Annotated in this window: 21 protein-coding genes; 17 read left to right on the plus strand and 4 right to left on the minus strand. The window is 73.3% G+C overall.

What is annotated here, in order from left to right; translation table 11 throughout:
- Window positions 1-21: 21 nt before the first annotated feature.
- Window positions 22-699: a TetR/AcrR family transcriptional regulator gene (locus tag SKED_RS09235; RefSeq protein WP_012866876.1), complete on the minus strand. Its 678-nt coding sequence runs from the start codon at window positions 697-699 to the stop codon at window positions 22-24.
- A gap of 170 nt (window positions 700-869) precedes the next feature.
- Here SKED_RS09235 and pdhA point away from each other — a divergent pair, with 170 nt between their 5' ends.
- From pdhA to SKED_RS09285, 10 genes are all read left to right on the plus strand, one after another.
- Window positions 870-2,000 carry a pyruvate dehydrogenase (acetyl-transferring) E1 component subunit alpha gene (pdhA, locus tag SKED_RS09240; protein ID WP_012866877.1) on the plus strand — a complete coding sequence of 377 codons (1,131 nt, stop codon included), beginning with the start codon at window positions 870-872 and terminating at the stop codon, window positions 1,998-2,000.
- Window positions 1,997-3,067: an alpha-ketoacid dehydrogenase subunit beta gene (locus SKED_RS09245; protein ID WP_012866878.1), complete on the plus strand. Its 1,071-nt coding sequence runs from the start codon at window positions 1,997-1,999 to the stop codon at window positions 3,065-3,067. Before pdhA ends, SKED_RS09245 begins: the two co-directional genes overlap by 4 nt.
- Window positions 3,064-4,392, plus strand: a complete 1,329-nt coding sequence (locus SKED_RS09250; RefSeq protein WP_012866879.1) for a dihydrolipoamide acetyltransferase family protein — start codon at window positions 3,064-3,066, stop codon at window positions 4,390-4,392. Before SKED_RS09245 ends, SKED_RS09250 begins: the two co-directional genes overlap by 4 nt.
- A 249-nt stretch (window positions 4,393-4,641) precedes the next feature.
- Window positions 4,642-5,592 carry a carbohydrate ABC transporter permease gene (locus SKED_RS09255; protein ID WP_012866880.1) on the plus strand — a complete coding sequence of 317 codons (951 nt, stop codon included), beginning with the start codon at window positions 4,642-4,644 and terminating at the stop codon, window positions 5,590-5,592.
- Window positions 5,592-6,551: a carbohydrate ABC transporter permease gene (locus tag SKED_RS09260; protein ID WP_012866881.1), complete on the plus strand. Its 960-nt coding sequence runs from the start codon at window positions 5,592-5,594 to the stop codon at window positions 6,549-6,551. Before SKED_RS09255 ends, SKED_RS09260 begins: the two co-directional genes overlap by 1 nt.
- Before the next feature lie 139 nt (window positions 6,552-6,690).
- Window positions 6,691-8,073: an ABC transporter substrate-binding protein gene (locus tag SKED_RS09265; protein ID WP_012866882.1), complete on the plus strand. Its 1,383-nt coding sequence runs from the start codon at window positions 6,691-6,693 to the stop codon at window positions 8,071-8,073.
- Window positions 8,070-8,870, plus strand: a complete 801-nt coding sequence (locus SKED_RS09270) for a glycerophosphodiester phosphodiesterase (RefSeq protein WP_012866883.1) — start codon at window positions 8,070-8,072, stop codon at window positions 8,868-8,870. The genes SKED_RS09265 and SKED_RS09270 overlap by 4 nt, the downstream gene beginning before the upstream one ends.
- A gap of 180 nt (window positions 8,871-9,050) precedes the next feature.
- Window positions 9,051-10,241 (plus strand): type III polyketide synthase, encoded by a 1,191-nt coding sequence (locus SKED_RS09275; RefSeq protein ID WP_012866884.1) that lies wholly within the window; start codon window positions 9,051-9,053, stop codon window positions 10,239-10,241.
- Between the two features lie 59 nt (window positions 10,242-10,300).
- Window positions 10,301-11,107: a class I SAM-dependent methyltransferase gene (locus SKED_RS09280; RefSeq protein ID WP_012866885.1), complete on the plus strand. Its 807-nt coding sequence runs from the start codon at window positions 10,301-10,303 to the stop codon at window positions 11,105-11,107.
- Window positions 11,100-12,353, plus strand: coding sequence for an FAD-dependent oxidoreductase (locus SKED_RS09285; RefSeq protein WP_012866886.1), 1,254 nt, complete (start codon window positions 11,100-11,102; stop codon window positions 12,351-12,353). Before SKED_RS09280 ends, SKED_RS09285 begins: the two co-directional genes overlap by 8 nt.
- Before the next feature lie 53 nt (window positions 12,354-12,406).
- On the opposite strand, the gene SKED_RS09290 is transcribed toward SKED_RS09285, so the two are convergent.
- The gene (locus SKED_RS09290) at window positions 12,407-13,255 is read right to left on the minus strand and encodes a UbiA family prenyltransferase (protein WP_012866887.1); all 849 of its coding nucleotides are present in this window, start codon (window positions 13,253-13,255) and stop codon (window positions 12,407-12,409) included.
- A 164-nt stretch (window positions 13,256-13,419) separates the two neighbouring features.
- Here SKED_RS09290 and SKED_RS09295 point away from each other — a divergent pair, with 164 nt between their 5' ends.
- The gene (locus SKED_RS09295; RefSeq protein ID WP_012866888.1) at window positions 13,420-13,821 is read left to right on the plus strand and encodes a VOC family protein; all 402 of its coding nucleotides are present in this window, start codon (window positions 13,420-13,422) and stop codon (window positions 13,819-13,821) included.
- Window positions 13,822-13,930: 109 nt separating this feature from the next.
- On the opposite strand, the gene SKED_RS09300 is transcribed toward SKED_RS09295, so the two are convergent.
- Complete coding sequence (locus tag SKED_RS09300; protein ID WP_012866889.1) at window positions 13,931-15,751, minus strand: BCCT family transporter; 1,821 nt, start codon at window positions 15,749-15,751, stop codon at window positions 13,931-13,933.
- 236 nt (window positions 15,752-15,987) lie between these two features.
- On the opposite strand from SKED_RS09300, the gene SKED_RS20430 reads away from it, so the two are divergent.
- The 3 genes from SKED_RS20430 to SKED_RS09315 all read left to right on the plus strand — a co-directional run bounded on the left by SKED_RS20430 (window position 15,988) and on the right by SKED_RS09315 (window position 19,168).
- Window positions 15,988-16,503 (plus strand): fluoride efflux transporter FluC, encoded by a 516-nt coding sequence (locus SKED_RS20430; protein WP_012866890.1) that lies wholly within the window; start codon window positions 15,988-15,990, stop codon window positions 16,501-16,503.
- Window positions 16,500-16,889: a fluoride efflux transporter CrcB gene (gene crcB / locus SKED_RS09310; protein WP_012866891.1), complete on the plus strand. Its 390-nt coding sequence runs from the start codon at window positions 16,500-16,502 to the stop codon at window positions 16,887-16,889. Before SKED_RS20430 ends, crcB begins: the two co-directional genes overlap by 4 nt.
- A gap of 140 nt (window positions 16,890-17,029) precedes the next feature.
- On the plus strand, window positions 17,030-19,168 hold the full coding sequence (locus SKED_RS09315; RefSeq protein ID WP_042437929.1) for a TerD family protein: 2,139 nt from the start codon (window positions 17,030-17,032) through the stop codon (window positions 19,166-19,168).
- A gap of 13 nt (window positions 19,169-19,181) precedes the next feature.
- Here the strand turns inward: SKED_RS09315 and hrpB are convergent, their stop codons facing one another.
- Complete coding sequence (gene hrpB / locus SKED_RS09320; RefSeq protein WP_012866893.1) at window positions 19,182-21,701, minus strand: ATP-dependent helicase HrpB; 2,520 nt, start codon at window positions 21,699-21,701, stop codon at window positions 19,182-19,184.
- A gap of 120 nt (window positions 21,702-21,821) precedes the next feature.
- Between hrpB and SKED_RS09325 the strand changes: the two genes are divergently transcribed.
- From SKED_RS09325 to SKED_RS09335, 3 genes are all read left to right on the plus strand, one after another.
- The gene (locus SKED_RS09325; RefSeq protein WP_012866894.1) at window positions 21,822-22,832 is read left to right on the plus strand and encodes an Acg family FMN-binding oxidoreductase; all 1,011 of its coding nucleotides are present in this window, start codon (window positions 21,822-21,824) and stop codon (window positions 22,830-22,832) included.
- A gap of 91 nt (window positions 22,833-22,923) precedes the next feature.
- Complete coding sequence (locus SKED_RS09330) at window positions 22,924-24,591, plus strand: ABC-F family ATP-binding cassette domain-containing protein (protein ID WP_012866895.1); 1,668 nt, start codon at window positions 22,924-22,926, stop codon at window positions 24,589-24,591.
- A gap of 83 nt (window positions 24,592-24,674) precedes the next feature.
- Entirely contained in the window at window positions 24,675-25,976 is a 1,302-nt protein-coding gene (locus SKED_RS09335; RefSeq protein WP_042438965.1) for a hypothetical protein, read from the plus strand.
- Window positions 25,977-26,107 lie beyond the last annotated feature (131 nt).

The following is a 26,107-nucleotide window of genomic DNA, read 5'->3' on the forward strand; positions in this document are numbered from 1 at the left end:
CTCGTGCCCTGAGACGGCCGCCTACGTGGAGGCGACCTCCCCGAGACCCAGCACGTCCAGGGCTCCCTGCGCGTGGGCACGCGCCTGCTCCGCGGAGGGTGCCGGGGTCAGGCCGAGCAGCCTGCGCCGGTGCGCCTCGCCGAGCAGCAGCCCGAAGAGGCTCTCGGCCGTCGCGGTACCGACCGGGGCCCCGCCCGGCGACAGAGCCCCGTCCGTCGACGTGCCGCGCGCCCGGAGCGCGTCCGCGAGCGCGGCGACGTACCGTTCCGGTCCCGTCGCGTAGAAGGTGGCGGCGAGGTCGGGGAAGCCTGGGGCCTCGGCGATCACCAGGCGGTGCAGGCCGGTGCCGTGGTCGGAGTGCAGGGTGTCGACGATGCGGGTGCAGAGGTCGAGGAGCGTGGTGCTGGGGGTCTGATCTGCGTCGTGCCCTGTCTGGTTCACCGGTGCGCCCTGGGCGATGACGTCGCGGTGGAGCTGGTCGACGACGGCGGTGAAGACGGCTGCCTTGTCGCCGACGTAGGTGTAGACGGTGCGCTTGGTGACCTGTGCGGCGGTGGCGATCTGGTCGAGCGTGGTGGCGGAGTACCCGTGCGCGAGGAAGGTCGTGGTGGCGGCGCGCAGGATCTCGTCGCGGCGGGCGTCGCGCTCGTGGGCGGCGGGCCGTCCGCGCTTGCGGGCGGTGGCCGGGGTGTCGGTCATGGGTGGGCTCCTGGTGGGCGGGCGGTGTCTGGCATCACCATGACACGGGGGCGTGTCATTTGTGTCGCGACGCACCGCCGACACATAATGACACGGCATCGTTTCATTAACGGGAGGCCCGGTCCCCTGCCGGTCCGTCACCCCGCAGCAGGTCCGACCGAAGGAGCCCCATGACCCGGGCCGCACCACCCCAGCCCAGCGCCGCCGAGCCGGCACCCCCACCCGTGGACGACCAGCTCGACCGCTACCGGCAGATGCTCCTCGTCCGCCGCTTCGAGGAGCGCGCCGCACGCGCCTACACCGAGGCGGAGATCGGCGGCTACTGCCACCTCAACCTCGGTGAGGAGGCCACCGTCGTCGGACTCATGGCGGCGCTCGAGCCGACCGACTACCTCTTCACCAACTACCGCGAGCACGGCTACGCCCTGTGCCGGGGGATCTCCCCCGGTCGGATCATGGCCGAGCTCTACGGCCGCAGGGACGGCGTCTCCGGCGGGTGGGGCGGGTCCATGCACCTCTTCGACGCGCAGTCCCGGCTCCTCGGCGGTTACGGCATCGTCGGAGGACAGCTCCCGCTCGCCACCGGCGCCGCCCTCGCGGTCGACTACAGGTCCGGCACCGAGGTCGTCATGTGCCTCATGGGCGAGGGCACCACGAACATCGGCGCCTTCCACGAGTCGCTCAACATCGCCGCCCTCTGGGGCCTGCCCGTCGTCTACGTGGTCGTCAACAACGGCACCGGGATGGGCACCACCGTCGAGCAGTCCAGCGCGGAGCCGGAGATCTTCCGACGAGCCGCGTCCTACCGGATGGCGTCGGCACGTGTCGACGGCACCGACCCCGTGGCGGTCCAGCACGCGGCGGCCGAGGCGGTGCGGGTCGCCCGCTCTGGGCGCCCCTACCTGCTCGAGGCCACGAGCAGCAGGCTCCGCGGGCACTCGGTCGTGGACCCCGCCGCGTACCGGTCCCCCGAGACGGTCGCGGCCGTCCGGGCGGCCGACCCGGTGAGCCTCCTGGCCGCCTCTCTGGTCGAGCACGGCGTGACCGAGGAGAGCCTCGCAGAGATCGACCGCGAGGTGCTGGGGGTCGTCGCCGAGGCCGTCGCCTTCGCCGAGGCCAGCCCGCACCCCGACCCGTCCACGCTGTTCGACCACACGTACGCGACCCCGGTCCCCCACGACTCCCGACGCCTGCCGGGCGACGCGCTCTACCCCGCCGCTCCGCGCCCGTCGGCGCAGACCGCACCCTCGCAGCCCTCCACCACCCAGCCCTCGACCCCTCAGCCAGGAGCCACCTCATGAGCGTCATGACCTACCGGCAGGCCGTCCACGACACCCTGCGCGCCGAGATGCACCGCGACCCCGACGTCCTGCTGCTCGGCGAGGAGATCGGGGTCTTCGAGGGGTCGTACAAGATCACCGCCGGCCTGCTCGCGGAGTTCGGCGAGAAGCGGGTGAGGGACACCCCGATCGCCGAGGAGGGCTTCACCGGTGCCGCCGTAGGCGCCGCGATGCTCGGGCTGCGCCCGGTCGTCGAGATCATGACCATCAACTTCTCCCTGCTGGCCCTCGACCAGATCGTCAACCACGCCGCGAAGATCTACGGCATGTTCGGCGGCCAGACCTCCGTCCCGATGGTGATCCGCACCCCGGGCGGCGGCGGACAGCAGCTCGGCGCGACGCACTCGCAGAACATCGAGCTGTTCTACGCCTTCGTGCCCGGCATGAAGGTCGTCGCCCCGAGCACACCTGCCGACGCCAAGGCGTTGCTCCTCGCCGCGATCCGCGACGACGACCCCGTCCTGTTCCTGGAGAACCTCGCGCTCTACAACACCCGCGGCGAGGTCCCCGACGACGACACCCCCGCCGAGATCGGACGGGCGGCGGTCACCCGTCAGGGCACCGACCTCACCCTCGTCGGCTACTCGCGCATGGCCACGGTCGCCCTCGCCGTGGCCGAGGAGCTCGCCCGCACCGACGGCATCGACGTCGAGGTGGTCGACCTGCGCAGCCTGCGACCGCTCGACCGCGAGACCGTCGTCGCCTCCGTGCGCAAGACGGGCAGCGCCGTGATCGTCGAGGACGACTGGCTCACCTACGGGATCGGCGCCGAGGTCGCGGCCAGCATCTCGGACGGCGCCTTCGACCACCTCGACGCCCCGGTCCGCCGGGTCGCGATGGCCGAGGTCCCCCTGCCCTACGCAGCGTCCCTCGAGGCAGCGGCCCTGCCGTCGGCCGACGACGTCGCCCGCGCCGTCCGAGAGACGCTCGACGCCGTCGCGCACCGCGCAGTCCCCCACAGCACCGTCCCCCACCACCCCGTCTCCGACGACGCCGTCTCGCTCGATGCCCAGGAGGTCCGCCCGTGATCGAGATCCGCATGCCCCGCCTCTCCGACACCATGGAGGAGGGCACCATCACCTCCTGGGCCGCCGAGGTCGGCAGCCAGGTCACCGCAGGGCAGGTGCTCCTCGAGGTCGAGACGGACAAGGCCGTCATGGAGCAGGAGGCCTTCGAGTCCGGCACCCTCACGCACGTGCTCGTCCCCGCCGGGGGCACCGCGAGGATCGGGGAGGTGATCGCCGTCCTCGACGGACCGGAGGTGCTCGACCGCCAGGAGCAGCCTGCAGGCGCCACCGGACCGACGACCGCCGCGACCCACCTCGCACCGGCACCGGCACCGGGCCCCGGCCCAGCACCCACCGAGCCACGCACGTCGTCGAGCACGACCGCCACACCTGCCTCGCCTCTCGTCCGGCGCCTGGCCCGGGAGCACGGCGTCGACCTCACCCACGTCACCGGGACCGGGCCCGGTGGTCGCGTCGTCCGACGGGACCTCGAGTCCCACCTCAGCAGGGCGGCAGAGGCAGGAGCGCAGACGCACCCCGACCGGACCGGCCCTGCGACGCACCCCGCACCAGCAGACCGTCACACGGCCGACCAGGGCGCCGGGCACCTGGGCACAGCCGGCTCAGGCACCACAGACCTCCGCGGGCCCGTCGAGCACCCTGTAGCCCCCGCGCGACGCGTCACCGCGGAGCGCCTCACGGCGAGCACCTCCACCGTCCCCCAGTTCTCCGTGACCGCCACGGCCGACGTCACCGAGCTCGTCCGGCTCCGCACGCGTCTCTGCGACGGCCTGCGGGACGGCGACCGGGCGACGGTGAGCCTCAACGACCTCGTCGTGCGGGCGAGCGCCCTCGCGCTCCGCGCGCACCCCGAGGTGAACGCCTCGTACGTCGACCGTCCCGGGGGTCCGGTGCTGCAGCTCCACGCACGGGTGAACGTCGGGGTCGCCGTCGCCACCGAGCACGGGCTGGTGGTCCCCGTCGTCCACGACGCCGACCGGCTCGCCGTCTCCGGCGTGCACGAGACCGTGGCGTCGCTCGCCGCGGCCGCGCACGAGCGCCGGCTCAGCGTCGAGCAGATGCAGGGCGGCACCTTCACGGTGTCCAACCTCGGGATGCTCGGGGTCGAGCACTTCCGGGCGATCGTCAACCCGCCCGAGGCGGCGATCCTCGCGGTCGGCGCGGTGCGCCGAGAGGCCGCCGTCCTCGACGGCGAGGTCACGGTGCGCGACGCCATGACGCTGACGGTGTCCGTGGACCACCGGGCTGTCGACGGCGCCGGGGCAGCGCGGTTCCTCCAGACGCTCGTGCGCCTGCTCGAGCACCCCTGGGCCGTCGTGGCCTGAGCGGACCCGTCGGGGACGTCCGCCGGGCCCTCGACGTCCGTCCTCCACGTTCACCAGGCGACCTCTCGGTGACCTCCCGGTGGCCGACGGACGACCCTCAGGTGTCGTCCGGCGGCGCCAGGTGAGCACCAGGCCCCACCCTGGTGAACGGTCGGAGAACAGTCCCCAAAATCCAGCGTTACTGCAGATCAGCGGTGTTCTCGCTCCATAGTCTTGGCGCGTTCACCCCGATCTGACTGGAGTCACGCGATGACCTCCGCGGCACTGGACGCGCCCCCCGCGCTGTCCGCTCCCCCTGTTCCTCCACCCGTGCGCCGGCGCCCTCGCGCCCGCCGGTGGATGTCGTACCTCACGTTCGTCGCCCTCGCCGGGCCGAACGTCGCACTGCTCGTGATCTTCGTCTACAAGCCGCTGCTGCAGAGCTTCCAGTACTCGACGCTCCAGTGGAACATCGGCTCCCCGACCGCACGCAACGTCGGCCTCGGCAACTACGTCGACTGGTTCCAGGACCCGCGGACGCCGGAGATCCTCACCACCACCGCGATCTTCACGGTCGCGACCGTCGGCGGCTCGCTGGTCCTCGGCCTCCTGCTCGCCCTGCTGCTCAACCAGCGCCTCGCCGGGCGCGGCATCGCCCGCACGGTCGCCTTCGCGCCCTACGTGCTCTCGGGCATCGCGGTCGGCATGCTGTGGCTGTTCATCTTCGACCCGCGCTACGGGCTGATGTCCACGGTCCTCGCCTGGATCGGGCTCAACTCGCCCGACTGGTACAACGACGGCCCCTGGGCCCTCGCGATGGTGATCATCGTCTACCTGTGGAAGAACATCGGCTACGTCGCCCTCATCTACCTGGCCGGCCTGCAGGCCGTCCCGCAGGACCTGCGCGACGCCGCCGCCCTCGACGGGGCGTCCTCGCGACGCACGCTCGTCTCGATCGTGCTGCCGCTGCTCGGACCGACCACGTTCTTCCTGTCGGTCACCACGCTGCTCAGCTCGCTGCAGTCCTTCGACATCATCCACGCGATGACCAAGGGCGGCCCGCTCGGCAGCACCACGACCCTCATGTACCAGATCTACCAGGAGAGCTTCGTGTCCGGCCGTGCCGGGTACGCCTCCGCCGTCGCGACGATCCTCTTCGGCATCCTGCTGGTCGTCACCCTCGTCCAGCTGAAGTTCGTCGAGCGGAAGGTGCACTACTGATGAGCCTCGACCTCCCCACCCGCTCGGCGTCCACGCCCCCCGGCCCCACGCCCACCGGCTCCGGGTCGACCACCCCGCCGGCGACCCGCGGCTCCCGGAAGCCTGCCAAGGACCGCGGTGCCCCGCAGGCCCGCACCGGGACCCTGCCGGGCACGGTCGCCTCGTACGTGACCATGGTCGTAGCGGTCGGCGTCATGTCGGTCCCGCTGCTGTGGATGCTGTTCGCGAGCTTCAAGCAGCCGGACGAGATCTACTCCATCCCGCTGCAGTGGCTGCCGGCCAGCTTCGAGCCGGACAACTACGCGCAGGTCGCGGACACGCTGCCCATCGGCCGGCTGTTCCTCAACAGCCTGGGGCTGACGATCGTCGGCTCCGGCCTGAAGATGCTGCTCGGCCTGTGCTGCGCCTACGCGCTGGTGTTCCTGGAGTTCCCGGCCAAGAAGGTCGTGTTCGCCGTCGTGATCTTCGCGCTGCTCATCCCGCAGCAGATCACGATCATCCCGAACTACACGCTCGTGGCCTCGCTCGGGTGGCTCAACACGTACCAGGGGATCCTGGTGCCGGGCCTGGCGAGCGCCTTCGGGACCTTCCTGTTCCGCCAGCACTTCCTCACGCTCCCCGTCTCGATCCTCGAGGCGGCCGCGCTCGACGGCGCCGGTCACTGGCGGCGGCTCTGGGGCTTCGTGCTCCCGATGTCGCTCCCCACGATCGCGGCGGTCGGCCTCGTGTCGATGGTCGCCGAGTGGAACGAGTACCTGTGGCCGTTCCTCGTGGTCGACAACGCCGAGATGATGACGCTCCCGGTCGGGCTGACGCTGCTGCAGAACGTCGACGGTCTCAACAACTGGGGCGTGCTCATGGCCGCCACGGTGCTGGTGACCGCGCCGATCCTCGCGGTGTTCCTCGTCCTGCAGCGCCGCCTCGTGGCGGGCCTGACCGCCGGCGCCGTGACGGGCTGACCAGCCCGCACCCCTGATCCACGGGCCGGACGAACCTGACCGGCCCGTCTCGTACCACCTGACGCACCTCGTCCCACCAGACCTACCTGCCTTGATCTTCTTCACGTCCTCGTAGCACCACACTCAAGGAGCACCTCTCGTGTCGAACTCGACCAACGTCTTCTCCGCCGCGAACGGCTGGACCCCCAGCCGCCGCAGCGTCCTGCAGCTCGGTGGCCTCGGCGCCCTCGGCCTGGCCCTGGCTGCCTGCAGCGGCCCCTCCGTCAGCGAGGGCAGCGCCCGCGCCGACGCCGAGCCCGCGACCGACTGGTCCTCGGTCACCCCGGCCACGGAGATCACCTGGTGGTCCAACCACCCGGGCGCCTCGAAGCCCATCGAGGAAGAGCTCATCAAGCGCTTCAACGCCGTGCACCCCGAGATCGCCGTCAAGCTCGTCACCGCGGGCGCCAACTACGACGAGGTCGCCCAGCGCTTCCAGGCGGCGTCCTCGACGTCGAACCTCCCCGACCTGGTCATCTCGTCGGACGTCTGGTGGTTCCGCTACTTCCTCAACGGCCAGATCATGCCGCTCGACGAGATCTTCTCGCACCTCGAGGTCGAAACCGCAGACTTCAACGCGACGCTGTACTCGGACTACGAGTTCGACTCCAAGCACTGGGCCGCGCCCTACGCCCGCTCCACGCCGCTCTTCTACTACAACAAGACGGTGTGGGCTGCTGCCGGCCTGCCCGACCGCGGACCGAAGACGTGGGCCGAGCTCGAGGAGTGGGCTCCGGCCATCCGCGAGCAGCTGCCCGCCGACGGCGCGCCGCTGGGCCTGGGCACCGGGACCTCGTGGGCCGGCTGGTGGATGGAGAACATCATCTGGGGCCAGGGCGGCGCCTACTCGGACGAGTGGAAGGTCACCCTCGACACCCCGCAGGCCGAGGCGGCCGGCGAGTTCGTCCGCGGCCTGTTCAACGACTCGAAGGTCGCGGGCGTCGGCACCGACACCCAGGCGAACTTCGCCGCGGGCATCTTCGGCTCCTTCGTCGGCTCGACCGGGTCGCTCAAGGGCCTGCTCGACGCTGCCGACTTCGAGCTCGGCACCTCGTTCCTGCCCGACGGCCCGAACGGCTCGGGCGTCCCGACCGGTGGCACCGGCCTCGCGATCCCCGCGTCGCGCTCCCCCGAGCAGCAGCTCGCCGCGGCGATCTTCCTCGCTTTCATCACGGACCCCGACAATACGGCGTACTTCTCGGCGAACACCGGCTACATGCCCGTTCGTACCTCCGCGCAGGAGGGTGAGACGATGACGGAGATCTACGCGAACACCCCGCAGTTCCGCACGGCGATCGACCAGCTCGAGCAGAAGACGCGCACCCAGGACTGGGTCCGCGTGTTCGTGCCCGGCGGTGACCAGATCCTCACCGACGGCATCGAGCAGATGGTGCTCAAGAACACCCCGGCCGCCGAGGCGTGGGCTGCGATCACACCCCGACTGGAGAAGGCGTTCTCCGAGAACGTGGAGCCCTACCTGTGACCACCGCACCCCTCGCCGCACCGCTCGAGGCGCAGCGCAGCACCAGACCCATGGTGATCGCGCACCGCGGCAGCTCGTCCCTCGCCCCGCAGAACACGCTCGCCGCCTTCGAGTCGGCATGGCGCAGCGGGGCGGACAGCATCGAGATCGACATCCAGCTCGACGCCGACGGCGCTCCCGTGGTCATCCACGACGACACCGTCGACGCGACGACCAACGGGTCGGGTGCCGTGGCCGAGATGCACTCGGACGAGCTGCGTCGCCTCGACGCCGGGTCGTGGTTCTCCCCCGCCTACGCGGGTCAGCGGATCCCGACCTTCGACGAGGTGCTCGAGCTGCTCGTCGCCCGCGAGGGCATCGAGCTGCTGCTCGAGCTCAAGGGCGACTGGGACGCTGCCGGGGTGCAGGTCGCGGTCGACGCGATCCGCGCGGCCGGTCTGACCGGCCGCGTCCTGGCGCAGAGCTTCTCGCGGGAGACCGTCGCCGCGCTGCGCGACGTGGCACCCGAGATGCGTCGTGGGCTGCTCGTCTTCGAGGTCGACCACACGCTGCTCGACGTGTGCGCCGAGCTCGGGGTCGTCGCGTGCAACCCGCACGGCGGCCTGCTCCTCGACGACCAGACGCTGCTCCCGCGCCTGCAGGCGGCCGGCGTCCAGGTCATGGTGTGGACGGCCAACGAGCCCGAGCACTGGGCGCTCCTCGTCGAGGCCCGCGTCGACGCGATCATCACCGACCGCCCGGACGCCCTCGTCGGCTGGCTCTCGGCCACCGGCGCGGCGCCGTCACCGCGAGGCTGACGACCCGCGCACGGCAGCGGCGGCCCCGCACCCCCTCGGGGGGTGCGGGGCCGTCCGCGTGCTGCCGGGCTGGTCGTCGACCGGATCCTGGCGGCGTCCGTGGCTCCTGGCGGTCTGCCGTGCGGCGGTACCCACAGGCTCTCCCCTGCGCTGACCTGGGGCGAGAGCTACAGTCGCGTCATGACCATCAGCGTCCGGTCCGTCTCCACCGCCGTCCCTCCCACGGTCATCCAGCAGCCCGACATGCGTGACCTGCTCCTCGCGCAGCCCGGCCGCAGCCGGCTCGCGCGGCGCCTGGTGTCTGCGGCCTTCGACGCCTCCGCGATCGACACCCGCCACACCGTCGTCACCGACCTCTCGCCGACGAGCCCGTCACGGCGGACACCGCGCCCGGACGACGCCCCCGAGCCGTTCTTCGTCGACCCCGCCGACGGCACGGTGCTCTCGCCGACCACCCGCCCGCGCAACGACCGCTACGTCGCCGAGGTGCCCGGCCTGATCCTCGAGGCGGCGCGCGGCGCCCTGGCGGCGTCGGGAGGGCTCGGGACCGGGGACGTGACGCACGTGGTCACCGCGTCGTGCACGGGGTTCTTCGCTCCCGGTCCCGACTACGTCCTGGTTCGCGACCTGGGGCTCCCCGCGACGACCCGGCGGCTGCACGTGGGGTTCATGGGCTGCTACGCGGCGTTCCCGGCGCTGTCAGCAGCCCGGTCGATCTGCGCCGAGGACCCGGGCGCGGTCGTGCTCGTGGTCTGCGTCGAGCTGTGCTCCCTGCACCTCGAGGCCTCGGACGACCCCGACACCATCGTGGCGTCGTCGGTCTTCGCCGACGGCGCGGCGGCCGCCGTGGTCACCGCCCGGCCCGCGCCGGCCGGGCACCTGGTCCTCGACCTGGACACCCTGCGCACCGCGCTGACGCCCGTCGGCGAGCAGGACATGGCGTGGACCATCGGCGACCACGGCTTCGAGATGGTCCTCTCCCGGTACGTCCCCTCGATCATCTCCGAGCACATCCGCGGCGCCCTCGACCCGCTGCTCGCCGAGGTCGGCAGCGACTGCGACCGCGCCGCCGGGGAGATCGGCCGGTGGGCCGTGCACCCCGGTGGTCGGTCGGTCCTCGACAAGGTCCAGGACGCCCTCGGCCTCGACGACGAGCAGATGGCACCGTCCCGAGACGTCCTGCGCGAGCACGGCAACATGTCGAGCGCGACCGTGCTGTTCATCCTCGCCCGGCTCCTCGACGCCGCGGCCGCGGGTGCTCCTGGGCCAGGCGAGCGCGAGACCGTGTGCGCCATGGCCTTCGGCCCCGGGCTCACGGTCGAGTCGGCGCTGCTGACGCTGCGCCGGGCCGACGACCGGGCTGCTGCGTGAGTGCGCAGCACCCGGTGCGCCACGACCTGCTGACCCGCGCCGCCGACCAGGTCGACCGTGTGGCCGGACGCCCGCTCGACCGTGTCGCCCGACGCGTGGTCGGTCACTCGCTCGCCGACCGCGAGACCCAGGCCTCCGAGCTCATGGACGACCCCGACTGCGACGCCGAGGGGCTGCGACGCACCTACCGGCAGTTCGTGGTGGTGAACCGCCTCGTCTCGGGGTGGCGCGGTGTGTACGTCCGTCGTCTGCGGCCGCTCCTGTCGGCCGGACGCACGACGACGCTGCTCGACATCGGGTCCGGTGGTGGCGACGTGCCCCGCGCCCTCGCCCGCTGGGCGGCCACGGACGGCCTGCGGCTCGACATCACGGCCATCGACCCAGACGACCGCGCGACGGCCTACGCGCTCTCGCTCCCACCCGTCCCTGGCGTCACCTTCCGTCCGTGCTTCAGCTCCGACCTGGTCCGCGAGGGCGCACGGTTCGACGTGGTCACCTCCAACCACGTGCTGCACCACCTCGACCCGGACCAGACGGCCGGGCTCCTCGACGACAGCGCGGCCCTCGCCCGGCGCCTCGTGGTGCACGACGACATCGCCCGCAGCCCGCTGGCCGCCCTCGGCTACTGGGTGGGTACCCTCCCGCTGCACCGGCGCGGGCGCCCGGACGCGTCCTTCGTCCGGGACGACGGTCTGCTGTCGATCCGCCGCAGCTACCGACCCGACGAGCTCGCCGCCGTCCTGCCGCAGGGCTGGACCGTCGAGCGCCAGCCCTTCCGCGTCCTCGCGGTCCTCGACCGCACCAGAGGCGATGCCACCGACGCCGGTAGCTCCTCCAGCCCCGTGCCGGAGAGTCCTCGTGCGTGACGTCCTGGTCGTCGGTGGGGGCGCCGCCGGTCTCGCCCTTGCGGCGCGGCTCCTCGAGGCAGGGCTCGACGTCGTCGTGTGGGAGCGGCGTCCCGCCCCGGCCGGCCTGTCCCGGGCGATCGGCATCCACGCCCCGGCTCTCGAGTCCCTCGACCACGAGGTCGCCCAGCAGGTGGTCGACGAGGCGGTGCTGGTGCGGCGCGGCGTCGCCCGCACCCGTGACCGGGTGCTCGGCGTGGTGCCCTTCGACCGCGTCTCCACGCGCTTCCCCTTCGTCGCGACGCTCCCGCAGGCCCGGACCGAGGAGATCCTCCGCGCCCGGGTCGACGCCCTCGACCCGTCGTGCGTGCAGCGCGGCACGACGCTCACCGGCCTCGAGGAGGTGGTCGGAGCGGTCCAGGTGACGGGCGAGGTCCCGCTCACCGGGTGGGCAGCAGACCAGGAGACCCCCGCCGCCGACGACGCCTTCGCGAGCGCCCTGACGCTCACCACCCCGGTGCACGAGACCGCACGTTTCGTCGTGGCGGCCGACGGCGCACGCAGCACCGTCCGCGACCTCCTCGGCGTCCGCGCACCCGTCCGCACCTACCCCGACACCTACGTCATGGGCGACCTCGCCGACACCACCGGCACTAGAACTGGCTCTGGCACCGGCTCCCTCGTCGACGACGGAGCCCGGCGCGACGACGCCGTGGTGCACCTGGAGCGCGAGGGCGTCGTCGAGTCCTTCCCGCTCCCGCAGGGCACGCGACGCTGGGTGGTCCGCACGGACGCGCGGGTCGTGGGCCCGACGGCCGACCAGCTCGTGGCCGTCGTCGAGCACCGCACCGGTGTCCGCCTCGACGCGTCCACCTGCACGATGCTCAGCTCCTTCGAGGTCCGGCGCCGGCTGGCAGCGCAGACCGTGCACGGGCGCAAGGTGCTGCTCGGCGACGCCGCGCACGAGATCAGCCCCATCGGCGGGCAGGGCATGAACCTCGGCTGGCTGGACGCGGCACGACTGGCGCCCCTGCTCGTCGAGGGCGCCCGCTCGGGGACGCTCCCAGCCGAGGCCCTCGAGCGGTACGACGCGACACGCCGCCGCAGGGCGCGCTGGGCCGCACGCCAGGCCGAGGCCAACATGGCCCTCGGCCGCCCCGTGCAGGGCACCACCGCCGCGTTGCGCGACGCCCTGCTCACGGCCGCGCTGCGGACACCCGCCCGACGCGGACTCGCCTCGGTCTACGCCATGCGCCACCTGCGCTGAGGGATCTGCCGCAGCCGGTCACCCGGTCCACCGCACCGCCAGCGCGACCGCGATCACGCCGTGAGCACCGTCCCGGACAGCGCGAGCTGCGCGGCGACGACGAGCGACGCGACGATGATGAGCTGGAACAGCAGCCGCCCCGGCGGCCGCGTCACCACGAGGACGACCCCGGCGGTCGCGACGGCCAGGCAGACGCCGAGCGCGACGAGGGCCAGCGGCCCGGGGGCGTCGCTCGTCCCGGCGAGCACCGGTCCGAGGACCACGAGCAGCGCGGCGACGGCCAGCGCGACGAAGGCCACCACGCCGGAGACCACACGCCCCAGCCGGTGCGGCAGCCCGTCGACGCCCGTCGTGGCGTCGTCCTCGAGGTCTGGGAGCACGTTGGTGAAGTGGATGGCGACACCGAAGACGCCACCGACGGCCAGCGCCCACGGTGCGGCGACGGCCGGGGGCTGGGCGGCGAGGGTGACCACGGCAGGGAGCAGCCCGAAGCTCAGGACGAAGGGTGCCACGGACCACGCGGTGCGCTTGAGCCCGAGGTTGTAGGCCCAGCCGGAGGCCACCAGCACCAGGTGCGCGACCGCGGCCTGCCAGCCCAGCCCGAAGGACGCCGGGACCGTGAGCGCCGCGGTGACCCACGCGGCGGTGCGGACCGTGGTGACCGAGACGTCACCACGGGCGACCGGCTTGTCGCGACGCTCGACGGCCCGGTCGCGCGCGGCGTCGACCCAGTCGTTGGAGAACCCGATCGAGAGCTGCCCGAGGAGGAAGGCCACGCCGAGCAGCACGACGCGTCCGGGCCCGAGCCCGCTGCCTGCCCCGAGGACGACGGCGAGGACGGTGACCGTGGCGGTCGGTCCGGGGTGGCTGGACAGCAGGAGCGAGCGGAGCGTGGCGAGCATGCGCCCACCCTAGGGTCCGTACGCCCTCGTCGCCGGTCGGGTGTCGTGCCTGGCTGCCGGCTCGGCTGCCGGCCCGGATGTCCTGAGTGCCTGACCTCTGGTGCCTCGGGGTGCGCGGGTCTAGTGTCGACGGGACGGACCGGTCGACGACGACGGAGGACCTCATGATCGACAGCGCTCGCGCGTTCAGCGGCTTCGCCACGGACGACGTCCCCGCCACCCGCGCCTTCTACGCCGACGTCCTGGGCCTGCAGGTCGACGAGGAGCACGGCATGCTGCACCTGCGTCTCGGCGACGGTGCCTCGGTCCTGGTCTACCCGAAGGACGAGCACACTCCCGCGTCGTTCACGGTGCTCAACTTCCCGGTCGACGACATCGAGGCCGCGGTCGACGAGCTCGTCAGGCGAGGGGTGACGTTCGTCCGCTACGAGGGCGTCGACGACCGCGGCATCATGCGCGGGTGGGGCCCGGACATCGCGTGGTTCACCGACCCGGCCGGCAACATCCTCTCCGTGATCGGCGAGCCTGCGGGAGACGACTCCTCGCAGGCTGCCGAGGCGCCCTGAGCGTCCGCCCCCAGACGACAGCACGCCCCGCGTCCGGGGAGGGCGCAGGGCGTGCTGTCTGGTGCGGTCCGGGCGAGACCGTCGTGGTCTCCCGGGTGTCGGGCAGGTGTCAGTCGGTCCGACGCTCGTCGCTGCCGATGACGTCCTCGGGAGCCGGTGCGCCCGGGTCGGGCTCGATGGCGATGTCCGCCACCGGTGTCGTGCGGACCTCCTCGGCGCGACCGGCCGGGCCGGCACCGTCGACCGCGGCCCCGGCGGCACGGGCCTTCGCCTGTGCGTCCTGCCCGCGGTGCGTGGTGGCGCGGACCTTCGCGAGGATGTTCGCGAACGGCGACACAGCAGGGCGCTCGAGCGGTGCGTCGACCTCGAGGCCGTAGTAGTCACCGATGTGGCTGAGGAACGCCGCCCGTCGCGCCTTGGCGTAGGCACGGTCCTCGCGGGAGAACGCGATGTACGTCGACCAGCAGATGCCGATCATGATCACCGAGAACGGCAGCGCGATGATGATCGCCGCCGTCTTGAGCGCCTCGAGCCCACCCGAGAGCAGCAGCGCGATGGCGAGCAGCGAGGTGGCGCAGGCGAAGAACACACGGACCCACGCCTTGGGCTCGGTCGCACCACCCGAGGCGAGCATGCCCATGACGAGCGAACCGGAGTCGGCCGACGTGACGAAGAAGATCGCGATGAGGATGATCGCGCCGATGGTCAGGACGGAGCCGCCGGGCAGCTGGTCGAGCAGCGAGAACAGCGCGCCCTCGATGTTGACCTCGCCGCCCTCGGTGAGGGTGCCCGGGTTGTCGAGCTCCATCTTGAGGGCCGTCCCGCCGAGCACGGCGAACCAGAGCGCCGTGATGGTGGTCGGCACGAGGATGACGCCGGTGACGAACTGGCGGACCGTGCGGCCGCGGGAGATGCGCGCGATGAACACGCCGACGAACGGCGCCCACGAGATCCACCAGCCCCAGTAGAAGGTGGTCCAGCTGGCCTGCCAGGCCTCGCCCTCAGCACCGGAGAACGCCGAGACGTTGAGCGCGGCGCCGATGAAGCCCTGGAGGTAGTTGCCGATGGACTGGACGAACTCGCGCAGCAGGAACTGCGTGGGGCCGACGGCGAGCACGATCGTGAGGATCACGGCCGCGAGGATGAGGTTGGCGTTGGACAGCCACTTCATGCCCTTGGCGACGCCGGAGAGGACGGAGAACAGCACGAAGCAGGTGATGACGAGGATGAGGATGACGCTGATGGTGTCGGTGGGCTCGACGATGCCGGCGCTGTCGAGGCCGGCACCGATCTGCAGCACACCGAGCCCGAGGGAGGTCGCGACACCGAAGAGGGTCCCGACGAGGGCGACGACGTCGATCGCGTCGCCCCAGCGGCCCTTCACGCGGCGGCCGAGCAGCGGCTCGAGGGTCCAGCGGATGGAGATGGGGCGACGGCGGCGGTGGATCGCGTAGGCGAGAGCCAGGCCGATCACCACGTAGATGGACCAGGCGTGCACGCCCCAGTGCAGGAACGTCTGCGACATGGCCTGCTGGGCGAGCTGCGCCGGTGTCCCCTCGACGCCGGGGCGCGGGGTGACGAAGTGGCTCAGGGGCTCGCTGACGCCGTAGAACACGAGGCCGATGCCCATGCCTGCGGCGAACAGCAGCGAGAACCACGACAGGAGCGAGAACTCCGGCTCGTCGTCGTCGCGCCCGAGCTTGATGTCGCCGAAGCGGCTGAAGCCCATCCAGAGGCAGAAGACCACGAAGCCCGCGGCGAGGAGCACGTAGTACCAGTTGAAGTTCGCGACGATCGTGCTCTGCACGGAGGCGAAGACCCGCTCGGACGCCTCGGGGGCGACGATGGCCAGGGTGGCGAAGACGAGGACGATGATGGCCGCCGGCCAGAACACCGCCCGGTGGATTCCGTTGCTGCTCTTACCTTCCATGGGAGTGAACCCTAGGGGCTCAGGGGCCGGAGGGCATGCGGAGAAGACGTGAGCATCACCTCACTCGCGACATCTGCGCGCGGCAGCGCAGGTCGACGCGCCTGAGCGCCCCGGAGACCCGCCAGAGGTGCGGACGCCTCGGCACGTCGTCGGGCCCGGCGCTACACTCGGGCGGCCGCGCGCGCACCGCGCCGGCAGACCCGGACGACCAGACCCGGACAGCAGAGGGGGGCGACGTGACCGACGACCGCCCGCTCGACCCGGACCTCGACACGCCAGCAGCCGGCCCGCAGGCGCGGGGGTCACGTCCGGTGCACCTGCGCTGGTCGAGCGTCGGCCTGGTCGCGGCCGGAGGGACGGTCGGCGCCGCGGCCCGCGAGGCCCTCGTGCTCGCCGTCCCGTCGACGGGCTGGTTCGACACCGTGATCTTCTGCATCAACCTGTCCGGTGCGCTCGCCCTCGGTGTGCTCCTCGAGGCGCTGCTCCGTCAGGGCCCCGAGGACGACCGCCGTCGTCGCCTGCGCCTGCTGCTCGGGACCGGTGTGCTGGGCGGCTACACCACGTACAGCACGCTCGCCGTCGAGACGGCCCGCCTGCTCGCCGACGGCGACCACGGCGGAGCGGCCGTCTACTCCCTCGCCACGGTCCTGCTCGGCGCGCTCGCCACCTGGACGGGCATCGCCCTCGCCGCCCGACGACGCAGGCGCGGACGCGGTCAGGGTGCAGCCGCAGGCCCGGGTGCGGACTCATGACCTCCGTGACCCCGCTGCTCTTCGTCCTCGTGGCCCTCGCCGGAGGCGCCGGCGCCGCCGCCCGGTTCGTGGTGGACGGCATCGTCCGTGCCCGGACCCGCGGCGACTACCCGCTCGGCACGATGGTCGTCAACGTCACCGGGTCGCTGCTCCTCGGTGTGCTCACCGGCCTCGGGCTCGGGCACCTGGCCTCCGACCAGGTGGTCCTCGTCGTCGGCACGGGCCTGCTGGGCGGCTACACGACGTTCAGCACGGCGAGCGTCGAGACCGTCCGCCTGCTCCAGGCCGGCCGCTACGCCGCGTCCCTGGTCGCCAGCCTCGGCATGCTCGTCGCGACCGTCGCCGCCGCGGGAGCAGGCCTCTGGCTCGGCCAGCTCGGCGGGTGACGGACGCCGACCGGCACGATCGGGACGTGCTGAGGACGAACCACGACAGCGTCGCCGCAGCTCTTTCTCACCCGCTCCCCCGGGATCTCCACCGCTGACCTCCGTAGACGCTGGCACCGGGCCCGGGCAGGATGTGGCCCATGACACTTCAGGTCCTGTCCCGGGGCGCGAACGCGCCTCTCAGCCCGACCGTGAGCAGGATCCGCGTGGTGGTCGCGTGGGCGGACGACAGCGTCGACGTCGACGCCTCGGCGCTGCTGCTCTCCGACGCCGGGAAGGTGCGCAGCGACGAGGACTTCGTCTTCTACAACCAGCCGGTCGCCGCCGACGGCTCGGTCCAGCACCTCGGCCGCGCTGCCGGTGACTCGGGTGCCGAGGAGCGGCTCTCCCTGGACCTCGAGGAGATCCACCCGTCGGTGCACTGCGTCGCGGTCACCGCGAGCGTCTCCGACGCGACCTTCGGCGACCTCGGCGCGCTGAGGTTCACGGTCGTCGACGAGGCGGGGACGCCGCTCGTCGGCTTCGACATCACCGAGGCCACGTCGGAGACCGCCTTCGTCTTCGGTGAGGTCTACCGGCGTGACGGCGGGTGGAAGGTCCGCGCGGTCGGCCAGGGCTGGGACGACGGGCTCGCGGGGCTGGCCACCGACTTCGGGGTGAGCGTCGCCGACGACCCAGCATCCGACGCGGCTGACGCTGCGGGTGCCGTGGCGCAGGACCCGACCTCGTCGGTGGTCGTCGAGTCGGACCTCGGGGCGACAGAGGAGGACCTCGTCGAGGTCGTCGAGCGTCCGGTCCCGGAGTCGGTCGACACGCTCGTGCCGGAACCCCCGGTCGACCCGCTCACCCCGGGTCAGGCACCCGCACCCGACCGGACGGCCGACCTCTCGTCGGGTGCCGTGCCCCGTCGCGCCGCAGGGGTGCGCACCAAGAAGCAGAAGCCCGTGGTCGCGGCACCGGTCCCCCGACTCGCGGGCGAAGACACCTGGGTCCCCGCCCGCCTCTTCTCCATCTACGGAGTGGGCGCAGGCGAGGAGCAGGAGAAGCGGGCCACCTCGGCACTGCTCGCCACGATGATGGGCGTCCGGCCCTTCGCCCGCGCGGTCAGCGCGCACCTCGGCGCACCGGCGGGTGCCGTCGAGACCTTCCTCGAGGTGCCGTTCGTGCTCGGCGAGCGACGTGTCGTCCCCGACGGGATGATCCGGGTCGCCCGCGGCGGGAAGGTCTGGACGGCGCTGGTCGAGGTCAAGACCGGCACGGGGCAGCTGCGCAAGGAGCAGGTCGAGAGCTACCTCGACGCCGCGCGCGAGAACGGCTACGACGCCGTGGTGACCATCTCGAACGAGATCGCGCCCGGCACCGGCGAGCACCCTGTCACGGTGGACCAGCGCAAGCTGCGCGGGGTGGCGCTCTTCCACCTCTCGTGGGCGGAGGTCCTCCACGAGGCACGCATGGTGCTGACCCACCGTGGTGTCGCCGACTCGATGCAGGCCTGGGTGCTGCACGAGCTCATCCGCTACCTCGAGCACCCGCGCTCGGGGGCCACCGGCTTCGACGACATGGGTGCCGGGTGGGTGACCGTGCGCGAGGCCGTCGCCGCGGGGACGCTGCGCGCCGGTGACCGCAAGGTCCCGACGGTCGCCGACTCGTGGACGCGGCTGGTCCGCCAGCTCTGCCTCCGGCTCACGGCCGAGCTCGGGGTGCCCGTGACTCACGTCCTCCCACGCCGCCTGGCGACAGACCCGGCTGCGAGGACGCAGGCGGCGGTCGAGCAGCTCGCCGCCGACGGCACGCTCCAAGCCACCCTGCGCGTCCCCGGTGCGGCCGGCCCCCTGCTGGTCGTCGCGGACCTGCGCACCAGCCGGGTCCGGATCAGCGCGTCCGTCCCGGCGCCGCGCGAGGGCGGCCCGCAGCGCCGCATCTCATGGATCCTCCGCCAGCTCAAGGACGCCCCGGACGACACGCTCGTCGACGTCCACTACTCGGGTGCTGCCTCCGACACGTGCGAGCGTCTGGGCGACGTCCGTGAGTCGGCCGCCGGGCTGGTCTCCGAGCGGTCCGGTGACGTCGTCTCCTTCGAGCTCACCTCGGTCGCGCCGCTCGGCACGAAGCGTTCCGGCGTCAAGGGTGCCTTCATCCCGTCGGTGATCAGCACGACGGAGACCTTCTACGCGACGGTGCTCCAGCCCGTGCGTGCGTGGGTCGCGCCCGCACCGCGGCTCTCGGGCGAGGGCCTCGGACCGGAGCTCTCCACGACCGCGGAGGAGGCCGAGGGCTGACGCTCGGCGCCGCTCAGCGCGCCGCGAAGGGGTCCTCGGGCCAGGCGTGCTTGGGGTAGCGGCGCCGGAGCTCTGCCCTGACCTGCGGGTACCCGGTGGACCAGAAGGACGCGAGGTCGGCGGTGACCGCGGCGGGGCGTCGGGCCGGTGAAAGCAGGTGGAGCAGCAGGGGCACCCTGCCGCCGGCGAGCCGGGGTGCCTCCTTCCACCCGAAGGCCTCCTGCACCTTGAGCGCGGCGACGGGCTGGTCGCCGGAGTAGTCGACCCGGACGCCTGTGCCGGACGGTGCGGTGACGCGCTCGGGCGCGAGCTCGTCGAGCCGTCCGGCCTCGGGCCAGGGCAGGAGCCGTCGCAGCGCCGAGGTGACGTCGAGCCGCCGGAGGTCGTCGGCGCGGCGCACCCGGTCGAGGTCGGGGCCCAGCCACCGGTCGAGGCCGTCGAGCAGCGCCTGGTCGCTCACGTCGGGCCAGGGTTCGCCGAGGGCTCGGTGCAGGAAGTCCAGCCGGGCGCGCAGCGCGACGGCGGACTCGCGCCAGGGCAGCGCGTCGAGGCCGTCGCGGGCCAGCCCGTCGCGGACGGCGGCGACCACCTGGTCGCGGGGCGGGTCGGTGAGCCGGTCGGAGGTCAGCTCGATGGCGCCGAGCGACGTGGTGCGGCGCGCGACGACGCGGCCATCGGTCCAGGTGACCGTGGCGTCGTCGTGCAGTGCGGAGGACGCGGCGTCGAGGGCGAGGTCCTCGTCGAGCGGGGCGGCCGAGCGGACCGTCGCGTCGCGGCGCCCTGCTCCACGGTCGGCGTCGGCCACCGCGACCCAGTCGTAGCCGGTGAGCGAAGAGCCCGGGGCGAGCGCGGCTCCGGTGCCGGACACCATGAGGTAGGTCGAGCCCTTGGGGCGCCGTCGGGCGACCCGGTCCGGGTGCGCGAGGGCGACGACGAGCCCGACCGTCAGGTCGAGGCTGAGCCCGGCCCGCCGGCCTCCGGCGCTGCCGCGGGTGGCAAGCCCCCGCGCTGGTCCGCTGCGCCGTGCGAGCGCCTCGAGACGGGTCACCTGGCTCTTCCACGTCGGCGCCGGGAGGGTCCCGGCGCGCAGCCCGCGGACGGCCGCGACGAGGTCGCCGCCCGGGGCGCGGACGTCCTCGGAGAGCAACGCGACCACCTCGGCCGCGGCGCGCGGGCCGACGGCGTCGGCTCCGTCGAGGAGGGCGCGGGCCAGGCGCGGGTCGACCGGGACCCCGGCGATCTGCCGTCCTCGGGCCGTGACGGTCCCGTCGGCCTCGACCGCGCCGAGGCTGACGAGCGTCTGGCGGGCCACGGCGCTCGCCGCGGCGGGCGGGGCGTCCATGAGCGCGAGCGCCGTGCCGTCGGGCGAGCCCCAGCAGGAGAGCTCGAGCGCGAAGGACGTGAGGTCGGCGGTGAGGATCTCCGGGACCGGGTGCGCGACGAGCCGGACGTGGTCGGCCTCGCTCCAGCAGCGGTACACCGCTCCCGGCCCTTCACGTCCGGCACGCCCCGCACGCTGCTCGGCCGAGGCCCGGCTGCCCCGGACGGTCACCAGCCCGGACAGCCCCCGGCGGTGGTCGACCCGCGGCTCGCGGGACAGGCCCGCGTCCACGACCGTGCGGACCCCGGGGACGGTGAGCGACGACTCGGCCACCACGGTCGAGACCACCACGCGCCGACGAGGCCCCGCGCTCAGGGCGAGGTCCTGCTGCGCGGCGGGGAGCCGGCCGTGCAGCGGCCGCACGTCGGCCTCGACCCCGGCAAGGCCTCGGGCGACGACGTCGACCTCGCGTGCCCCTGGCACGAACACGAGCACGTCCCCCGGCCGCTCGTCGAGGGCGCGCCGGGTGGTGGCGACCACGTGGTCGAGGAACGCGGGCGTGACACCCCGCTCGTCGAGGGCGGTGACGCGGGCTGGCGGCGGAGCCCAGACCTGCGTCACGGGGTGCAGCGCGCCCGGCACCGTGACGACCGGGGCGGCAGGCCCGTCGCCGCCGACGACAGCCGCGGTGCGCTCTGCCTCGACGGTCGCGGACATGGCGACGAGCACGAGGTCGTCGCGGAGGTTGGCGCGCACGTCGACGAGGAGCGCGAGGGCGAGGTCGGCGTCGAGCTGGCGCTCGTGGCACTCGTCGAGCACCACGGCGGTGACGCCGTCGAGGCCCGGGTCGCGCTGCAGGCGGCGCAGCAGCACACCGGTGGTGACCACCTCCACCCGGGTGCTCGCGCTGGTGGTCGACTCTCCCCGGACCGAGTAGCCGACGGTCTGGCCGAGCGGCTCGCCGAGGAGCTGCGCGAGGCGGCGGGCTGCTGCGCGTGCGGCGACCCGCCGGGGCTGCGTGACGACCACGCGGCCTGCGCCGAGCAGGTCCGCGAGCGCCGGTGGCACGAGCGTGGTCTTGCCGGTCCCGGGTGGTGCCTGGACCACGACGACCCCGCGGTCGCGGACGGCGTCGGCGAGCGCCGGGAGGGCGCTGCGGACGGGGAGGTCGGGTGGGTCGGCGAGGAGTCGGGCGATCGGGTCGGCGGGCACAGGAGCATTGTCTCCCGCTGGGGTCGGTGCGGGGGCGTCGTAGGACCTTCGGCACTGTCGCGGGTGGGGCGGGTGGTGCCAGGCTCGGGAGTCAGGGGGATCGACCAGAGGAGAGCGACGATGCTCACGACCGAGGTGCTCGAGCGGGTGGTGCGGGCTGCGACGCGCGCGCCGAGCGTGCACAACACGCAGCCGTGGACGGTGGAGGTGGGGCTGTCGCGGGGCCGCGGAATGGTGGACGTCAGGGTGGACCCGGCGCGGTCGCTGCGGCACGGCGACCCGCTGTCCCGCGAGGCGACGATCAGCTGCGGTGCGCTGGTGGACCATCTGGTCGTGGCGGCACGGCGCGAGGGTCTCGACGCCGAGGTGACGGTGACCGCCGGTGACGGGGACCTGCGGCTGGCGCGGGTGTCGCTGTCTCCTGGCGACCTTCCGTCGGTCGCCGAGCTGGAGCTGTCGGTCGCGACGGTGCACCGGCGGACGACCCGGATCGCGCTGGACGATCTCGTGGTCGACGACGCTCTGGTGGCACGGCTGGTCCGGATGGTCGCGGACGCGCAGGCGCACCTGGTCGTGCTGCCACCGGGGAGCGCTGCTCGCGGGGTGGTGCTGCGTCAGGTGGCTCGAGCGGAGGCGCTGGCCACCGAGGACCTGGTCGGCCGTGCCGAGGAGGAGGCGTGGACGGGGCGAGCTGCTGCTGCCGACGGTGCTGGTGACGGTGTGCCGGTCGAGGAACCGTGGGCGGGCCACCCCGGTGCTGCTCCGGGTCCCGGGTCGCGCCGCCTCAGCGACCGAGCGGGACCCGGAGACGCCACCGAGCACGGGGCCGTGCTGGCCCTCCTGACCACTCCCGGGGACTCCCCCGACGACTGGCTGAGGGCCGGGCGGGCGCTGAGCAGGCTGCTGCTGGAGGCGACGGTCGCCGGACTCACCGCGTCCTTCGCGACCACGGTCCTGGAGAACCCGACGACGCGCCACGAGGTCGTCCGCTCGCTCGGCCTCGTCGGCGCCCCGCAGGTGCTCCTGCAGCTCGGCTACGGCGAGCCCGGGGTGCGGACGCCTCGTCGTGCGCTGGGGACCGCCGCGGTGCGGGGCGACCACCTCGAGACCGGCGGGGCGTCGACCGCGTAGCTCCCGGCGGGCTCTCGTCGGAGGATGCCTGCGTGCACGGCTCCCCGTGCCGCGGAGCTGGCGTCGCTCGCGCGATGAGAAGATTCACCCCATGACTGCCACCCTCGTCGCCCGCGGCCTCGCCGCAGCGCACGCCGACCGCACGCTGTTCTCCGGGCTCGACCTCGTGGTCAGCCCCGGGGACGTGGTGGGGCTGGTCGGCGCCAACGGTGCCGGCAAGTCGACGCTGCTGCGGCTGCTGGCCGGTGCGGACCACCCCAAGGCCGGGTCGGTGTCCCTGTCCCCTGCCGACGCGATCGTGGGGTGGCTGCCGCAGGAGGTCGAGCGGGTCGAGGGTGAGACGGTGCGCGCCCACCTGGCTCGCCGCACCGGTGTCGCCGCGGCGCAGGAGGCCTTCGAGCGCACCACCGAGGCCCTCGGTGCCGGCGAGCCCGGGGCCGACGACGCCTACGCCGTCGCCTTCGACCGGTGGATGGCGATCGGGGCGGCCGACCTCGACGAGCGCCTGGGTGCCGTGCTGGCAGACCTCGGGCTCGAGGTGGACCCCGAGCACCTGATGACCGGGCTGTCCGGTGGGCAGGCGGCACGGGTGGGCCTGGCGGCGCTGCTGCTGTCGCGCTTCGACGTGCTGCTGCTCGACGAGCCGACCAACGACCTGGACCTCGACGGGCTGGCCCGTCTCGAGGAGTTCGTGGGGTCGCAGCGCTCGGCGGTCGTGGTGGTCAGCCACGACCGCGAGTTCCTGGCCCGGTGCGTCACCCGCGTCGTCGAGCTCGACCTCGCCCAGCAGCAGGTCGCGGTCTACTCGGGTGGCTACGAGGCGTACCTCGAGGAGCGTGCGGTCGCGCGACGGCACGCGCGCGAGGAGTACGACGAGTACGCCGACAAGCGGTCCGGCCTCGAGGCGCGGGCCCGCATGCAGCGGGGGTGGATGGCCAAGGGCGTGCGCAACGCCGCCAAGAAGTCCGACCCGGACAAGTTCATCCGCGCCCAGCACCGCGAGGGCTCGGAGAAGCAGGCCTCCAAGGCGCGACAGACGGACCGCATGATCGAGCGTCTCGAGGAGGTCGTCGAGCCGCGCAAGGAGTGGGAGCTGCGCTACGAGATCGCCGCAGCACCCCGCGGCTCGCGCGTCGTCGCGACCCTCGACGGCGCCGTGGTGCGGCTCGGCTCGAGCGATGCCCAGACCGCGGGCACCGCGTTCACCCTCGGCCCCGTGAGGCTGTCCGTCGAGTCGGGCGAGCGCATCGCGATCACCGGGGCGAACGGCGCCGGCAAGTCGACGCTGCTCGGCGTGCTGCTCGGCCGCATCCCGGTCGACGAGGGCTCGTCGACCCTCGGGACGAGCGTGGCGGTCGGCGAGGTCGACCAGGCCCGCTCCCAGCTGGGCGACGACGACCCGCTCGCCCTGTCCTTCTCCCGCCTCGTGCCCGACTGGCCGGAGGCGGAGGTACGGACCCTGCTCGCCAAGTTCGGCCTGCGGGGCGACCACGTGGCGCGCCCCGTCGCGTCGCTGTCGCCCGGCGAGCGCACCCGTGCCGCGCTCGCGCTCCTGCAGGCCCGCGGCGTGAACCTGCTCGTGCTCGACGAGCCGACCAACCACCTCGACCTGCCCGCCATCGAGCAGCTCGAGGAGGCCCTCGACTCCTACACCGGCACGCTCCTGCTCGTCACCCACGACCGCCGCATGCTCGACGCCGTGCGCGTCGACCGCAGGTGGGTCGTGGAGGCCGGTCAGGTGAGCGACGACACCGCGTGATTCTCACCCGGTCGCCGCGTGACTTTTTGTGGCGCAGATCACACCCGGTGGCTACTGTGACCCGTATGGCGACCCTGACGAGCGTGAGCGCACAGCGGTCGTCGCGCACCCCCTCCTACCGCACCGCGGGCCAGTGGGTCGCCGCCGTCACCACAGCGGTCCTGGCGACCTCGGCCTCGTCGTGCAGCACGCCGGACGCGTCGGTCTCCGACGCCTACGCGTTCCTCGACCTCGCGATGGACACCTGCGGACGCGGTGACCAGCTGCGGCTGCCGCCGAGCTACCTCAGCGGCGTCCCCGCAGCCGACGCCCCCGAGGCGTCCTACGTGTACGACGTCGCCGTCACCACGATCGCGTACACGGCCCGCGGCACCGACGAGGACCTCGGCCGCGCGCGCACCCTCGCCGCGTCGCTCGTCTCCCTGCAGGGCTCCGACCCCGACGGCGACGGCCGCCTGCGCAACGCCTACCCGTGCACCGCACCGGCCGACAGCTCGCAGGCGCTCACCGACGCCAGCAGCACCGGGAACATGGCGTGGGCCGGCCTCGCGCAGCTGCAGGTCTACGCAGCCGCCGACGACAGCACGGCCGACGCCGCGACGCCCGATACCGCTGTGCTCGACGCCGCCGTCCGGCTGGGCACCTGGATCCACGACGTCACCGCAGACGACCGCGGCACCGGCGGGTACACCGGCGGCCTCGCCGCCGACGGCACACCGATCCTGTGGAAGTCGACCGAGCACAACATCGACGTCGCCGCGTTCTTCCTCATGCTCGCCTCCGCGACCGGAGACCCGGTGTGGTCCGAGCGCGCGCAGTCGGCGCTGGCGGTCGTCACCTCCCTCCAGGACCCTGCGACCGGGCACTACTGGGTGGGGACCGGCACCGACGGCGAGACCACCAACACCGACGACTACGTCCCCGAGGACGTGCAGTCCTGGGCGTCGCTCGTCCTGCCCGGCGACGCCACCTCCCGCGCCCTCGACTGGGCCAGCGAGAACCTCCTCGTCGGCGGCGACGACGCCCGGGGCGCGAAGGTCGGCGACGGCGCCGACCCGACCGAGACCGTCTGGTACGAGGGCACCGCCCACCTCGCCTGCGCCCTGCGGGTCCGGGGCCTCGAGCGCGACGCAGCGCTCGCCGACGAGCTCCTCGACACCCTCCGCGACGCGCAGCGCGCACCGCAGACGTCCTCGTCCGCCCCGTCCCTCACCGACGGCCAGTCCTCCTCGGGCGTCGCACCGCGGGGAGTCCCCGCCGCGTCCCAGGACGGCACGGCCGGCGGCGACAGCACCATCTACGACGCCCTGCACACGGGCACGACCGCATGGTTCGTGCTCGCGGCACAGGGCTCCGACCCCTTCAGCGACGACGGCCGCACCTAGGCCCCAGCCGCACGAGCCCACGCCCTCGTCCCCCACGGCGTGAACCTCCCTCCCCGGAGCACAGGCGCGACCCTCCCCGGCCACGCAGCGAACGCCCTGTCTCACCCACCAGCCCTGTCTCACCCACCAGC

It is taken from the genome of Sanguibacter keddieii DSM 10542 (genome assembly GCF_000024925.1).
GTDB classification, from domain to species: Bacteria; Actinomycetota; Actinomycetes; order Actinomycetales; family Cellulomonadaceae; genus Sanguibacter; species Sanguibacter keddieii.

Bases quoted from the DNA above. Each gene is read 5' to 3' on its own strand.
- SKED_RS09260 (WP_012866881.1), top strand. From the start codon at position 5,592: ATGAGCCTCGACCTCCCCACCCGCTCGGCGTCCACGCCCCCCGGCCCC.
- crcB (WP_012866891.1), top strand. From the start codon at position 16,500: ATGACCTCCGTGACCCCGCTGCTCTTCGTCCTCGTGGCCCTCGCCGGA.
- pdhA (WP_012866877.1), top strand. From the start codon at position 870: ATGACCCGGGCCGCACCACCCCAGCCCAGCGCCGCCGAGCCGGCACCC.
- SKED_RS09290 (WP_012866887.1), bottom strand. From the start codon at position 13,255: ATGCTCGCCACGCTCCGCTCGCTCCTGCTGTCCAGCCACCCCGGACCG.
- SKED_RS09245 (WP_012866878.1), top strand. From the start codon at position 1,997: ATGAGCGTCATGACCTACCGGCAGGCCGTCCACGACACCCTGCGCGCC.
- SKED_RS09275 (WP_012866884.1), top strand. From the start codon at position 9,051: ATGACCATCAGCGTCCGGTCCGTCTCCACCGCCGTCCCTCCCACGGTC.
- SKED_RS09295 (WP_012866888.1), top strand. From the start codon at position 13,420: ATGATCGACAGCGCTCGCGCGTTCAGCGGCTTCGCCACGGACGACGTC.
- SKED_RS09300 (WP_012866889.1), bottom strand. From the start codon at position 15,751: ATGGAAGGTAAGAGCAGCAACGGAATCCACCGGGCGGTGTTCTGGCCG.
- SKED_RS09255 (WP_012866880.1), top strand. From the start codon at position 4,642: ATGACCTCCGCGGCACTGGACGCGCCCCCCGCGCTGTCCGCTCCCCCT.
- SKED_RS09235 (WP_012866876.1), bottom strand. From the start codon at position 699: ATGACCGACACCCCGGCCACCGCCCGCAAGCGCGGACGGCCCGCCGCC.
- SKED_RS09325 (WP_012866894.1), top strand. From the start codon at position 21,822: ATGCTCACGACCGAGGTGCTCGAGCGGGTGGTGCGGGCTGCGACGCGC.
- SKED_RS09330 (WP_012866895.1), top strand. From the start codon at position 22,924: ATGACTGCCACCCTCGTCGCCCGCGGCCTCGCCGCAGCGCACGCCGAC.
- SKED_RS09315 (WP_042437929.1), top strand. From the start codon at position 17,030: ATGACACTTCAGGTCCTGTCCCGGGGCGCGAACGCGCCTCTCAGCCCG.